Here is a 13,588-nt window from a genome sequence, read left to right on the forward strand (position 1 = left end):
GCCTTATTTCCAGGTTTGATTAGACGGTTATCGCTGGGGCTTCGATAGTGCTCAGAGACGCCGCAAACAACGCGGCAAAACGCCAATCCTGTAGGAGCCGGTTTGCTGGCGATGGCGGTGTATCAGGCACCCTCAAAGTTGATTGACACACCGCCATCGCCAGCAAACCGGCTCCTACAGTTAATCGTTTGCAACTACACAAAAATAATAAAAGAGGTACGCACCATGGCTCGTCCCAGTGCTTCCCTGCAATTGCCCGGCGCCGACGCTCCATCCGCCGCCGTTGCAATCCCGCAGGCCACCCCCCTCAAGGCCAGCAATGTGCGCTGGCGGATCTTCGCGATCATCTTCGCGCTGACCATGGTCAACCTGATCGATCGGGTGTCGCTGTCCATCGCCATGCCGACCATCGCCCATGAGTTTTCACTGTCGCCGAGCCTGCAAGGGCTGATCCTCAGCAGTTTTTTCTGGGCCTATGCGCTGTTGCAGATTCCCGGCGGCTGGCTGATCGATCGCTTCGGCCCGCACCGGGTAATCGGATGGTCCACCGGGTTGTGGGGCACGTTCCAGGTGCTGGCGGCGTTTGCCACCGGTGGCTTGTCGCTGTTGTTTGCCCGCGTGGCGCTGGGGGCCTCGGAAGCCCCTTTGTTCCCGTCTGGCGGCAAGCTGATTTCCCTGTGGCTGGCGCCCGGCGAACGCAGTCGCGGTGCGGTACTGATGGACAGCGGCAGCCCGTTGGGCGTGGCGCTGGGCGGGTTGATCATCGCCTACTTGATTGCGTCCCTGGATTCCTGGCGTCTGGCGTTCGTGATTGCCGGTGTCGCAACGCTGGCCCTGGCCTGGCTGGCGCGGCGTTACCTGCGCGACGATCCCGCCAGCCACCCGCAGGTCAATGACCTGGAGCTGGAAAAGATCAACGCCGGCCGCGCCACGCCAACCGCCGAAGCCGCCCGTGCACCGGTCAAAGGCTTGGGCATCGCCGCCCGTTCGCTCAGTGGCTTGCTGATCGGCCGCGCCAGTTGGGCGATGGTGTACTTCGGTCTGCTGACCTGGGGGCCGAGCTACCTGTCCCAGGCCCGAGGCTTTGATATCAAAGGTATAGGTGCGGCGACCTTCGTGATTTTCATCTGCGGCGCGCTGGGGTCGTTGACCGGTGGCTTCCTTTGCGACGGTTTGATTCGCAAGGGCGTCAGTCGCGGTGTAGCGGTCAAGAGCCTGCTGGCGTTTTCCGGCCTGGTGGCCCTCGGCGCGTTCCTGCTGTTGCCGACCCTGAGCGATCCTTTTGCGGCGGTGGCGTTGTTGGCCATGACCGCGTTTTTCCTGATGTGGGGCAGCCTCTACTGGAGTTTCCCGGCGCTGCTGGCGGCCCCGGCGCGGGTCGGCCTGATCGGCGGCGTAATGAACATGGCCGGCAGCACTGGCGGCATCGCGGTGCCGATTCTGGTTGGCGTGATTCTGCAAATGTCCGGTGGGTTTGCCCCGGTGCTCGGGTTCTTTGCGGCGTGCTCGGCGGTGTTCGTCTTTGCAACCTTGTTTATCAGTCTTGATGAGGTGCGCCATGGGTAATCATTGGAGCGGGCCGATCATCGACGCCCATCATCACTTCTGGGACCCGACCGTCAACGATCACCCCTGGCTTGCGCCAAAGGCGAACATCCCGTTTCGCTATGGTGATTACAGCGCGATCAAGCGCCGCTATTTTCCCGAGGATTACTTCGCCGACGCCGGTGAGCATCGAGTGGTGCAAACGGTGTACGTCGAGACCGAATGGAACCCGCAGGACCCAATTGGCGAAACCCGTTTCATCGAGCAATTGGCTGCCCGCTACGGCGTGCCCAATGCAATCGTCGCGCAGGCCTGGCTGGATCATCCGGACGCCATCGCCGTGCTGACCGAGCAGGCGAGTTTCAAGTGCGTGCGCAGCGTGCGGCACAAACCCGGCGGCGCGACGTCGCCCGAGCAGTTCGGTCGCGTGCGCAGCCTGATGAGCGACGAGCACTGGCGGCGCAGTTACGCCGCGCTCGAAGGCCTGGGTCTGCATTTCGATTTGCAGACGCCCTGGTGGAACCTGCCCGAGGCTGAACGGCTGGCCCGGGACTTTCCCGGTATCACCCTGATCCTGAACCACGCCGGTTTGCCCAACGACCGCAGCGCCGAGGGCCTGGCCGGCTGGCGCTCGGCAATGGCGCGGCTGGCCCAGTGGCCGAACGTGCAGGTGAAAATTTCTGGCCTGGGCCAGGCGGGGCGGGCTTGGCGTGCCATCGACAACGCCTGGATCGTGCGCGAGATCATTGCGATGTTCGGCAGCCATCGGGCGATGTTCGCCAGCAACTTTCCGGTGGACAGCCTGTGCGGTTCGTTCAACGACATCTACAGCGGTTTCAAATCCATCGTCGCCGATCTGCCCGTGGCCGATCAGGAGCGACTGTTCTACAGCAACGCGCAGCGCATCTATCGCTGCGAGCCTTGCGCCATTGACCGGGCGTGGCTTGAACCCTTGAGGAGTGAAGCATGAAAAAAACCACCATCGCCATGGTCCTGGGTGACCCGGCAGGTATCGGCCCGGAACTGATCGCGCGGCTGCTCGGCGAACCCGAGGTGCGCAGCAAGGCGCAGGTGATCCTGATCGCCGACGAGGCGGAAATGCGTCGCGGCATGCGCATTGCCGGGGTTGAATTTCCCTATCGCCGGGTGGAGTCGCTGGAGCAGTTGTCGTTCGCCGATGACACGCCGTTGTTCTACGATTTTCGCGGTGACGCGATCGGTGAATTCCCACGCAGCGAGGCCAGCGTAATTGGCGGTCGCTACAGCCTTGATACCCTGGAAAAAGCCCTGCGCCTGACCGAGGCCGGCACCACCGACGCGGTGCTGTTCGGCCCGCTGAACAAGACCTCGCTGCACATGGCCGGCATGGCCCATAACGACGAGTTGCATTGGTTCGCCGAGCTGCTGGATTTCCACGGGCCGTTCTGTGAGTTCAACGTACTCGACAACCTCTGGACTTCGCGGGTGACCTCTCATGTGGCGCTGTCCGAAGTGTCGGGCCTGTTGAGTGAGAAACGTGTGGTGGAAGCAATTCAACTGATCGACACCGCCCTCAAACGCAGCGGCCTGGAAAAGCCGCGCATTGGTGTCTGCGGGCTCAACCCGCATAACGGCGATAACGGCTCGTTCGGTCGTGAGGAGCTGGACATCATCGGCCCGGCGGTGCGTACGGCTCAGGGGCTGGGGATTGCTGCGGAAGGACCATATCCGGGGGACACGATTTTCCTCAAGGTCCAGGGCGATGCCAGCGCCTTCGACGCGGTGGTGACTATGTATCACGACCAGGGGCAGATCGCGATCAAGCTGATGGGCTTCTCCCGTGGCGTCACCGTACAGGGCGGCCTGCCGATCCCGATCACCACCCCGGCCCACGGCACTGCCTTCGACATTGCGGGGCAGGGCAAGGCCAATGTCGGCGCGACGCGCCAGGCCTTCGAAATCGCCTGCCGGATGGGCGCCAACAGCTACTGACACCCATCGCACATCACCCCCTGTAGGAGCTGGCTTGCTGGCGATTGCGGTCTGACAGACACCCATATGGTGGCCGGTAGACCGTTATCGCCAGCAAGCCGGCTCCTACTGTGTGGTGTGGCAACCACTACTGACATCCATCGCACATCCCCTCTGTAGGAGCTGGCTTGCTAGCGATAGCGGTCTGACAGACACCCCTATGGTGGCTGGTAGACCGTTATCGCCAGCAAGCCGGCTCCTACGTGTGGTGTGGCAACCACTACTGACATCCATCGCACATCCCCCCTGTAGCTGGCTTGTTAGCGATTGCGGTCTGACAGACACCCCTATGGTGGCCGGTAGACCGTTATCGCCAGCAAGCCGGCTCCTACTGTGTGGTGTGGCAACCACTACTGACATCCATCGCACATCCCCCTGGAGCTGGCTTGTTAGCGATTGCGGTCTGACAGACACCCCTATGGTGGCCGGTAGACCGTTATCGCCAGCAAGCCGGCTCCTACTGTGTGGTGTGGCAATCACTACTGACACCCATCGCACATCCCCCCTGTAGGAGCTGGCTTGCTGGCGATTGCGGTCTGACAGACACCCCTATGGTGGCCGGTAGACCGTTATCGCCAGCAAGCCGGCTCCTACGTGTGGTGTGGCAACCACTACTGACATCCATCGCACATCCCCCCTGTAGCTGGCTTGTTAGCGATTGCGGTCTGACAGACACCCCTATGGTGGCCGGTAGACCGTTATCGCCAGCAAGCCGGCTCCTACGTGTGGTGTGGCAACCACTACTGACATCCATCGCACATCCCCCTGGAGCTGGCTTGTTAGCGATTGCGGTCTGACAGACACCCATATGGTGGCCGGTAGACCGTTATCGCCAGCAAGTCGGCTCCTACTGTGTGGTGTGGCAACCACTACTGACATCCATCGCACATCCCCCCTGTAGGAGCTGGCTTGCTAGCGATTGCGGTCTGACAGACACCCCTATGGTGGCTGGTAGACCGTTATCGCCAGCAAGCCGGCTCCTACGTGTGGTGTGGCAACCACTACTGACATCCATCGCACATCCCCCCTGTAGCTGGCTTGTTAGCGATTGCGGTCTGACAGACACCCCTATGGTGGCCGGTAGACCGTTATCGCCAGCAAGCCGGCTCCTACGTGTGGTGTGGCAACCACTACTGACATCCATTGCACATCACCCCTGTAGCTGGCTTGTTAGCGATTGCGGGCTGACAGACACCCCTATGGTGGCCGGTAGACCGTTATCGCCAGCAAGCCGGCTCCTACGTGTGGTGTGGCAACCACTACTGACATCCATCGCACATCCCCCCTGTAGGAGCTGGCTTGCTAGCGATTGCGGGCTGACAGACACCCCTATGGTGGCCGGTAGACCGTTATCGCCAGCAAGCCGGCTCCTACAGGGGTGGTGGCTGATAACTCGATCTACCCAATATCCGGATTTTGCTATCACCCCAGGTTATCGATGGATGTGCATAAGTGATTATCCGGACCCTTTTGCGCTGGCTAAAGTCGCTCCATCGAATGAACGCAACCGGCCACTTCGGGCCGCTGCGATCAGGCGAATGACAACTACAAAAAGCCCGCCTTGTCACTTCCGCAAGGCATAGACCGGCAGCAAAGGAACACACCCATGACCCGTCCAGATTCCGCCCTGGTTCTGTCCAGTGCCATCTCAAAAAGCCGGCTGCGTTTGCTGCCGTTCCTGATCCTGATGTACATCCTGGCCTTCATCGACCGCTCTAACGTCGGCTTCGCCAAGGCCGCCTTGCAGGCCGACACCGGGCTGGGCGATGCCGCTTTCGCCTTCGGCGCGAGCATCTTCTTTATCGGCTACGCGTTCTTCGAAGTGCCGAGCAACTACATGCTGCACCGCCTCGGTGCCAAGGTCTGGCTGTGCCGGATCATGGTCACCTGGGGGCTGGTGTCGGCAGCGATGATGTTTGCCCACAACGCCGAAACCTTCTACGTGCTGCGCTTCCTGCTCGGTGTGGCCGAAGCCGGGTTCTTCCCGGGGATCATCCTCTATCTCACCTACTGGTTCCCGGCGCAGAGCCGTGGCCAGGCCCTCGGCCTGTTCTATTTCGGCCTGCCGCTGGCGTTGGTGTTGGGCAGTCCGTTGTCGGGCTGGTTGCTGGATTTCCATGGTGTATTCGGCCTGACCAACTGGCAGTGGCTGTTCGTCGTCGAAGGTCTGATGGCGTCGGTGGTCGGCATCGCCGCGTACTTCTATCTGGTTAACCGTCCGGCCCAGGCCACCTGGCTGAGCGACGAAGAAAAGCTGGCGCTGGAAAAAGCCCTGGCGGATGAAGACGCACAGAAAAAACACAGCAGCCCCCACGGCTTCCTCAGTGCTTTGCGCAACCCTCGGGTGCTGCAATTCTGCGTGGCTTATTTCACGATTCAAATGAGTGTGTACGGCGTGGTGTTCTACCTGCCGACGCGCATTGCCGGTTTGCTCGACGGGCACGTCGGTCTAAACGTCGGCCTAATCACGGCGATCCCGTGGATCTGTGCGCTGATCGTGACCCGCATCGTCACCCGTTATGCCGACCGCACTGGCCAGCACCGTCGCCTTGCCGTGTGCATGCTGACCATGGCCGCCCTGGGCATCGCCGCGTCGGCGCTGGGCACCAGCATGGTGCCGGTGGTCCTCGCGTTCTGCTTCGCCGCTGCCGGTTTCGTCTCGGTGCAGCCACTGTTCTGGACCATCCCCACCAGCTACCTCAGCGGTGCCGCCGCAGCCGGCGGGATCGCCCTGATCAACTCCCTCGGCAACCTCGGCGGCTTCGTTGCGCCAAACCTGAAAACCGTGATGGAAACCTCGTTCGCAGACCCCCGTGCCGGCATGTTCGCCCTGGCCATGGTCGGCATCCTGGGTGCCATCCTGCTGGCCCGACTTCGCACCACCCACACATCCCCCTCGCAGCTCACACCGGCTCAGGTTGGCTGATCACTACCCAAGCGTTAGCAAGGAACTGTATTCATGAAAATCAAAGCAATCCGTACCCGCGTTTTCGAATGGAAAGGCAAGGTCGTTCCGCCTCAAGCGCACTTCTGCACCAACGCCAGCGACATCCTGTTCGAACGCGGCGACGCCATGGGCTCGTTCCGTTTCCACGGTTGGCTGGTGGTGGAAGTCGAGACCGACACCGGTCTGGTCGGTATCGGTAACTGCGCGCTGGCGCCCCGTGTGGCCAAGGAAATCATCGACACCTACCTAGCCCCCATCGCCATCGGCGAAGACCCGTTCGACAACGAATACATCTGGCAGAAAATGTACCGCCAGAGCCATGCCTGGGGCCGCAAAGGTATCGGCATGGCGGCGATCTCGGCGATCGACATCGCGATCTGGGACATCATGGGCAAGGCCGTGAACAAGCCGGTGTTCAAGCTGCTGGGCGGACGCACCAAGGAAAAGATCTGGACCTACGCCTCCAAGCTCTACGCCAACGACAACCTCGACCTGTTCCTCGAAGAAGCCCAGGGCTATCTGAGCCAGGGTTTCACTGCGCTGAAAATGCGCTTCGGCTACGGTCCGAAGGACGGCCCGGCGGGCATGCGTCGCAACATCGAACAAGTGCGTGCCCTGCGTGAACTGGCCGGCCCCGACGTCGACATCATGCTCGAATGCTACATGGGCTGGACCCTGGAATACGCCCGGCGCATGTTGCCGAAACTGGCCGAGTTCGAACCGCGCTGGCTGGAAGAGCCGGTGATCGCCGATGACATCGAGGGCTACATCGAGCTGAAAAAAATGGGGATCATGCCGATCTCCGGCGGCGAGCACGAATTCACCTCGTACGGCTTCAAGGACCTGCTGGAGCGCCGCGCCGTCGACGTGATCCAGTACGACACCAACCGCGTGGGCGGCATCACCGCGGCGCGCAAGATCAACGCCATGGCCGAAGCCTGGTCGGTGCCGGTGATCCCCCATGCCGGACAGATGCACAACTACCACCTGACCATGTCCACCACCGCTTCGCCGATGGCCGAGTTCTTCCCGGTGTTCGATGTCGAGGTCGGCAACGAACTCTTCTACTACGTGTTCAAGGGCGAGCCGCAGCCGGTCAACGGCTACATCCAGCTCGACGACAACAAGCCGGGTCTGGGCTTGGAAATCTCCGATGAGTACCTGAGCGATTTCAACATTATCGAGTGACCCGCAAGCGCCGCTTACGGGCGCTTAACACCAGATGGAAAGGCTTACTCCTGTAGGAGCCGGCTTGCTGGCGATCATGCCAGTCCAGTCAATCGAGCAGGGCCTGACTTGGCGCAATCGCCAGCAAGCCGGCTCCTACAGGTACGCGTGCTTTCCAAATGCCCTGTGTCCATGACTTTGCGGAGGCCGACATGCGCCTGATTCAATTCGAAAACACTAACGGTCAGCGCCAGGTGGGCGTTGTCGATGGCTCGCAGGTACGGGTGCTCAATGACACCCGCAGCACCCGCGAACTGGCACTGGCAGCGATCCGCGCCAAGCGCAGCCTGCAGGACGAGGTGGCGCAGCGTGGCGCCGATGCCAGCCTCGATTATGCGCAATTGTTGCAAGAACGTCGGGTCCTGCCGCCGCTGGACCATGAAGACCCGGCCCATTGCCTGATCAGCGGCACTGGCCTGACCCATCTGGGCAGTGCCTCGGCCCGGGACAAGATGCACCAGCAGGACGGTGCGGTCGAAGCCGGCATGACCGACACCATGCGCATTTTCAAATGGGGCCTGGAGGGCGGCAAACCGGCACAAGGGCAGGTCGGTGCGCAACCGGAGTGGTTCTACAAGGGTGATGGCAGCATCGTCGTGCGTCCCGGCGCGGACTTCCCGGTGCCCCCGTTCGCCGAAGACGCCGGTGAAGAACCGGAGCTGACCGGGCTCTACGTGATCGGCGACGATGGGTTGCCGTATCGAGTTGGCTTTGCCTTGGGTAACGAGTTCTCCGACCATGTCATGGAGCGTCGCAACTACCTGTACCTGGCTCATTCGAAACTGCGCAGTTGCAGCTACGGCCCGGAGTTGCGCGTCGGTGAGTTACCCAGTCACCTGGTGGGCACCAGCCGCATCAAGCGCAACGGCGAAACGATCTGGGAGCAGGAGTTTCTCAGCGGCGAAGACAACATGTGTCACAGCCTCGCCAACCTCGAATTCCACCACTTCAAGTACACGCAGTTTTTGCGCCCCGGCGATGTCCACGTGCATTACTTCGGCACCGCCACACTGTCGTTTGCCGACGGTGTGAGGACCCAGCCGGGGGATCACTTCCAGATCAGCCTCGAAGAGTTCGGTGCGCCGCTGGTCAACGGTATCGGTGAAAGTGCCCAGCCATTGCCCATCGGCCAGGTGCGTGCACTGTGATCCCTGTAGGAGCCGGTTTACTGGCGATTGCAATGGCGATAGCACCCTCAATATCAAGGTCGCGCACCCAATCGCCATCGCCAGCAAGCCGACTCCTACCCGGTTGGCAATTAATCAAGGAACTCCCATGACTCAATTTCCTGGACACAACTACATCGGCGGACGTCGCAGCGCCAACGGCACCGTGCAACTGCAAAGCCTCGACGCCACCACCGGTGAGCCCTTGCCGGCCCGGTTCTTCCAGGCCAGCGAAGCCGAAGTGGATGCCGCTGCCAAGGCCGCCGCCGTGGCCTACCCGATCTTTCGCAACCTGAGTGCGGAAAAACGCGCGACTTTCCTTGATGCTATTGCCGATGAGATCGACGCGCTGGGCGATGATTTCGTCGCCACCGTGTGCCGTGAAACCGCGTTGCCGGCCGGGCGCATTCAAGGTGAGCGCGGTCGTACCAGCGGTCAGTTGCGGCTGTTTGCCAAGGTGCTGCGTCGGGGTGACTTCTACGGTGCTCGGATCGACCGCGCCTTGCCCGAACGCCAGCCGTTGCCACGCCCTGATTTACGTCAGTACCGCATCGCGCTGGGACCTGTCGCCGTGTTCGGCGCCAGTAACTTCCCGCTGGCATTTTCCACTGCTGGCGGCGATACAGCGTCGGCGCTGGCCGCCGGATGCCCGGTGGTGTTCAAGGCCCACAGCGGGCATATGGCTACTGCGGAATGGGTGGCGGACGCGATCATCCGCGCCGCCGAACGTACGCAAATGCCCGCTGGCGTGTTCAACATGATCTTCGGCGGTGGTGTGGGAGAATGGCTGGTCAAGCATCCGGCGATTCAGGCCGTGGGCTTCACTGGGTCGCTCAAGGGTGGGAATGCCCTTAGCCATATGGCCGCGACCCGGCCCCAGCCGATTCCGGTGTTCGCCGAGATGTCGAGCATCAACCCCGTGTTCCTGCTGCCCGAGGCGTTGAAGGTGCGCGGCGAACAGATCGCAACGCAACTGGCCGGTTCGGTGACGCTGGGATGCGGTCAGTTCTGCACCAATCCGGGGTTGGTTATCGGTCTGCGTTCGCCGCAGTTCAGCCAGTTTCTCCAAGCGTTTTGCGCCAACATGAACGAGCAACCGGCGCAGACCATGCTCAATGCCGGCGCCCTGGCCAGCTACAGCCGGGGGTTGAGTGAACTGCATGAGCATCCGGGCCTGACACACTTGGCGGGCAAACCGCAGCAAGGCACTCAGGCGCAGCCGCAGGTGTTCAAGGCGGACGTCAGCCTGTTGCTCAAGGGCGATGAATTGCTTCAGGAAGAAGTGTTCGGGCCGACCACCATCGTCATCGAAGTCGAGGATCGGGTGCAGCTCGCAGAAGCATTGCACGGCCTGCGTGGGCAATTGACCGCGACGCTGATCGGCGAACCCGAGGAGTTACTTGAGCACCGCTGGCTGGCGGAGGTGCTGCAGGAAAAGGTCGGGCGGATTTTGCTCAACGGTTATCCGACCGGGGTCGAAGTGTGCGAGGCAATGGTGCACGGCGGGCCGTACCCGGCGACTTCGGATTCGCGTGGCACATCGGTTGGCACCCTGGCCATCGACCGCTTCCTGCGGCCGGTGTGCTTCCAGAACTATCCGGATGCGCTGCTGCCCGAGGCGTTGCAGGATGCGAACCCGCTGGGGATTCGGCGGTTGGTGGATGGGGAGGTGAGTGATTCAGCCTTGTAGCGTTTGAGCTGACGCCATCGCGGGCAAGCCTTGCTCCTATAGGATTTGGTGTCGTGTGCGATTGTTGCGAACGACACAAACCCTGTAGGAGCAAGGCTTGCCCGCGAAGGCGTCAGCAGCCTTAGCAAAAATTATTTGGCCGCCCCGGGCTTCAACACCAACCACAACGCCGCTGCAATCAACACCCCGCCATAAATGTGCGCCATCGACAGCGGCTCATCCAGAAACAACGCCCCCCACAACACCCCGAATGGCGGAATCAGGAAGGTCGTGGTCATTGATTTCACCGGCCCGACCGAGGTGAGCAGGCGGAAGTAGATGATGTACGCAAACGCCGTGCACACCAGGCCCAACCCCAGCAACGACAGCCAGACGTTCCAGCCGCCCCAACTCGCCGGTGGCTGGGTGATAACGCTGTAGCCGAACAATGGCAATACGAACAGGGTCGCCCCGAGCATGCTGCCCAGTGCCGACAAACGACTGTCCAGCCCACCGGCCTGATCCAGCCAGCGGCGAGCAAGGAAGCCGGCGAAACCGTAGCAGGTGGTGGCGAGCAGGCAGGCGAGGGCGCCCATCAGCAGTTCCATGTCGAAGGCCACCGGACCGGCGCGGGTCAGGATGCCGACGCCGAACAATCCGAGAAACACCCCGCCGAGCTTGGCGGGGGAGAGCCGTTCGTGGAAGAACAGGCCGCCGATCAATACGCCCATCAAGGGCGTGGTGGCGTTGAATATCGCCGAGTAACCGGCCGGCAGCACCTGTGCCGCCACCGAATACAGGGTCGCGGGAGCCCCTGAGTTGATCACCCCCAACAGCATCACGGTTTTCAGCTTGCCCTTGAAATCCCAGCGCACGCGCATCAGCCCGAGAATCACCAGCAGGCCGACGGCGGCGATGGACACGCGAAAAAACGCGGTGGGGATCGTGCCAATCACCGGGGCGATAATGCGCATGAACAGGAAACTCGCTCCCCAAATGGCCGCCAGCGACAGTAATCGGAATAGATCGACGGGGTTCACGGCGCGCTCCAGGCATGATCGGGACGAGAGTGTTGCCGAGCGCCTGATTGATGGCAACCGAAAAACGGGCATTTAATCCTTTACGGCTTCGCTGACCCGGCGTCCGGAAAATTACGCTTCTCCTGCACCGGCTTCACTGGCTAAGCTCAAGGCTCACGAATTCCCGCAGAGGTCTCACCATGCCGCAGCAATGGCCAGCCGCCGATATCGCCCGCTTGATCCTCGATGGCTTTGACGATTACCGCGAGCATTTCCGGCAGATCACGGACGGTGCCCGAGCCCGATTCGAGCAGGCCAAGTGGCAGGAGACGCAATCGGCGTCGGCGGCACGGATCAATCTGTACGAAGAAAAGGTCAGCGAAACGGTGGAGCGCCTGCGCACGGCGTTTGACGCCGACACCCTGGACGTCAGCTGCTGGCCGCTGGTCAAGAGCGCCTATATCACCTTGATCGACCTGCGCTTCGACGATGAGTTGTCCGAGACCTGGTACAACTCGATTTTCTGCGGGCTGTTCAGCCACGATCTGATCAGCGACGGCTGCATGTTCATCCACACCACCCGGCCGAGCCTGCGCCGGGCGAGGGCAGCGCAAACCCGTACCTACAAACCCCAGGGCCAGTTGTCGGGCATGCTGGCGAGCATCTTTGCCGACTATCGTTTCAGCGAGGACTACGCCGACCTGCCCGGTGACCTGCTGCGCCTCGAAGCACAGTTGCGCGAAAACCTGCCGGATTGGGTGTGCAAGGACCCGGAGTTGAGTGTCGAGCTGTTTTCCTCGGTGCTCTACCGCAACAAGGGTGCGTACCTGGTGGGGCGCATCTACACCGCCGATGAGCAGTGGCCGCTGGCGATTCCACTGCTGCACCTTGAAGGTCATGGCATCCAGATCGATGCGCTGATCACCGACGAAGCCGACGTGTCGATCATCTTCTCGTTCACCCGTTCATATTTCATGGTGGATGTACCGGTGCCGGCGGAGTTCATCGGCTTCCTCAAACGCATCCTGCCGGCCAAGCACATCGCCGAGTTGTACACCTCGATCGGTTTCTACAAACACGGCAAGTCCGAGTTCTACCGGGCGCTGATCAATCACCTGGCCAACACCGACGACCAGTTCATCATGGCCCCCGGCGTGCGGGGCATGGTGATGAGCGTGTTCACCCTGCCGGGCTTCAACACCGTATTCAAGATCATCAAGGACCGTTTCTCGCCGTCGAAAAACGTCGACCGTGCCACGGTGATCGAAAAGTATCGCCTGGTGAAAAGCGTCGACCGCGTCGGGCGCATGGCCGATACCCAGGAGTTCGCCGACTTCCGTTTCCCGCTGGGTAAATTCGACCCGGCGTGCCTGGAAGAGCTGCTGGAGGTAGCGCCGTCGACCGTGTCAGTGGAAGGCGACACAGTGCTGATTCGCCACTGCTGGACCGAGCGGCGGATGACGCCGCTGAACCTGTACCTGGAAAACGCCAGCGAGGCGCAGGTGCACGAGGCGCTGGAAGATTACGGCCTGGCGATCAAGCAATTGGCGGCGGCGAACATCTTTCCCGGCGACATGCTGTTGAAAAACTTCGGCGTCACCCGCCACGGGCGCGTGGTGTTCTACGACTACGACGAAATCTGCTTCCTGACCGAAGCCAACTTCCGCCACATCCCGGCACCGCGTACCCCCGAGGACGAAATGGCCTCCGAGCCCTGGTACTCGATCGGGCCGCTGGACGTGTTTCCGGAGGAGTTTCCGCCGTTCCTGTTTGCCGATGCCGGGCAACGCAAGTTGTTCGATAAGCTGCATGGCGAGCTGTACAACGCCGATTACTGGAAGGGTTTGCAAGAGGCGATCCGGGCGGGGAAGGTGATTGATGTATTCCCGTATCGGAGGAAGCAGCTGTAAGCCCGTAGGAGCCGGCTTGCTGGCGATAGCCGTCTGACAGGCACCGACAATCTGACGGTCATACCGCTATCGCCAGCAAGCCGGCTCCTACAAGG

General features: G+C 61.5%; 9 protein-coding genes. 8 read left to right on the forward strand and 1 reads right to left on the reverse strand.

Translation table 11 applies throughout. From position 1 onward, the window contains the following. Nucleotides 1-225: 225 nt before the first annotated feature. The 7 genes from ABTV22_RS07270 to ABTV22_RS07300 all read left to right on the forward strand — a co-directional run bounded on the left by ABTV22_RS07270 (nucleotide 226) and on the right by ABTV22_RS07300 (nucleotide 10,585). On the forward strand, nucleotides 226-1,566 hold the full coding sequence (locus ABTV22_RS07270) for an MFS transporter (protein WP_433739225.1): 1,341 nt from the start codon (nucleotides 226-228) through the stop codon (nucleotides 1,564-1,566). Then, entirely contained in the window at nucleotides 1,559-2,515 is a 957-nt protein-coding gene (locus tag ABTV22_RS07275) for an amidohydrolase family protein (RefSeq protein WP_433739226.1), read from the forward strand. The genes ABTV22_RS07270 and ABTV22_RS07275 overlap by 8 nt, the downstream gene beginning before the upstream one ends. After that, nucleotides 2,512-3,516, forward strand: a complete 1,005-nt coding sequence (locus tag ABTV22_RS07280) for a 4-hydroxythreonine-4-phosphate dehydrogenase PdxA (protein WP_433739227.1) — start codon at nucleotides 2,512-2,514, stop codon at nucleotides 3,514-3,516. The genes ABTV22_RS07275 and ABTV22_RS07280 overlap by 4 nt, the downstream gene beginning before the upstream one ends. A 1,645-nt stretch (nucleotides 3,517-5,161) precedes the next feature. Continuing rightward, nucleotides 5,162-6,481 carry an MFS transporter gene (locus ABTV22_RS07285; protein WP_433739228.1) on the forward strand — a complete coding sequence of 440 codons (1,320 nt, stop codon included), beginning with the start codon at nucleotides 5,162-5,164 and terminating at the stop codon, nucleotides 6,479-6,481. Between the two features lie 33 nt (nucleotides 6,482-6,514). Beyond that, nucleotides 6,515-7,690, forward strand: a complete 1,176-nt coding sequence (locus tag ABTV22_RS07290; protein ID WP_015096352.1) for an L-rhamnonate dehydratase — start codon at nucleotides 6,515-6,517, stop codon at nucleotides 7,688-7,690. A 191-nt stretch (nucleotides 7,691-7,881) separates the two neighbouring features. Then, on the forward strand, nucleotides 7,882-8,877 hold the full coding sequence (gene araD1, locus ABTV22_RS07295; RefSeq protein WP_433739229.1) for an AraD1 family protein: 996 nt from the start codon (nucleotides 7,882-7,884) through the stop codon (nucleotides 8,875-8,877). Between the two features lie 127 nt (nucleotides 8,878-9,004). Further along, a complete protein-coding gene (locus ABTV22_RS07300; RefSeq protein WP_433739230.1) occupies nucleotides 9,005-10,585 on the forward strand; it encodes an aldehyde dehydrogenase (NADP(+)) in 1,581 nt (526 codons plus the stop codon). Between the two features lie 131 nt (nucleotides 10,586-10,716). Here ABTV22_RS07300 and ABTV22_RS07305 read toward each other — a convergent pair whose 3' ends face one another. Further along, the gene (locus tag ABTV22_RS07305) at nucleotides 10,717-11,604 is read right to left on the reverse strand and encodes a DMT family transporter (RefSeq protein ID WP_433739231.1); all 888 of its coding nucleotides are present in this window, start codon (nucleotides 11,602-11,604) and stop codon (nucleotides 10,717-10,719) included. A gap of 179 nt (nucleotides 11,605-11,783) precedes the next feature. On the opposite strand from ABTV22_RS07305, the gene aceK reads away from it, so the two are divergent. Further along, complete coding sequence (gene aceK, locus ABTV22_RS07310) at nucleotides 11,784-13,493, forward strand: bifunctional isocitrate dehydrogenase kinase/phosphatase (RefSeq protein WP_433739232.1); 1,710 nt, start codon at nucleotides 11,784-11,786, stop codon at nucleotides 13,491-13,493. The last annotated feature ends 95 nt before the right edge of the window (nucleotides 13,494-13,588 follow it).

Origin of the sequence: Pseudomonas putida, from assembly GCF_050990305.1 — a bacterium.
Lineage (GTDB): Bacteria > Pseudomonadota > Gammaproteobacteria > Pseudomonadales > Pseudomonadaceae > Aquipseudomonas > Aquipseudomonas putida_AH.

What these genes read in the sequence shown, in the direction of transcription:
- ABTV22_RS07270 (WP_433739225.1), top strand. Translation starts at nt 226, where the DNA reads ATGGCTCGTCCCAGTGCTTCCCTGCAATTGCCCGGCGCCGACGCTCCA.
- ABTV22_RS07275 (WP_433739226.1), top strand. Translation starts at nt 1,559, where the DNA reads ATGGGTAATCATTGGAGCGGGCCGATCATCGACGCCCATCATCACTTC.
- ABTV22_RS07280 (WP_433739227.1), top strand. Translation starts at nt 2,512, where the DNA reads ATGAAAAAAACCACCATCGCCATGGTCCTGGGTGACCCGGCAGGTATC.
- ABTV22_RS07285 (WP_433739228.1), top strand. Translation starts at nt 5,162, where the DNA reads ATGACCCGTCCAGATTCCGCCCTGGTTCTGTCCAGTGCCATCTCAAAA.
- ABTV22_RS07290 (WP_015096352.1), top strand. Translation starts at nt 6,515, where the DNA reads ATGAAAATCAAAGCAATCCGTACCCGCGTTTTCGAATGGAAAGGCAAG.
- araD1 (WP_433739229.1), top strand. Translation starts at nt 7,882, where the DNA reads ATGCGCCTGATTCAATTCGAAAACACTAACGGTCAGCGCCAGGTGGGC.
- ABTV22_RS07300 (WP_433739230.1), top strand. Translation starts at nt 9,005, where the DNA reads ATGACTCAATTTCCTGGACACAACTACATCGGCGGACGTCGCAGCGCC.
- aceK (WP_433739232.1), top strand. Translation starts at nt 11,784, where the DNA reads ATGCCGCAGCAATGGCCAGCCGCCGATATCGCCCGCTTGATCCTCGAT.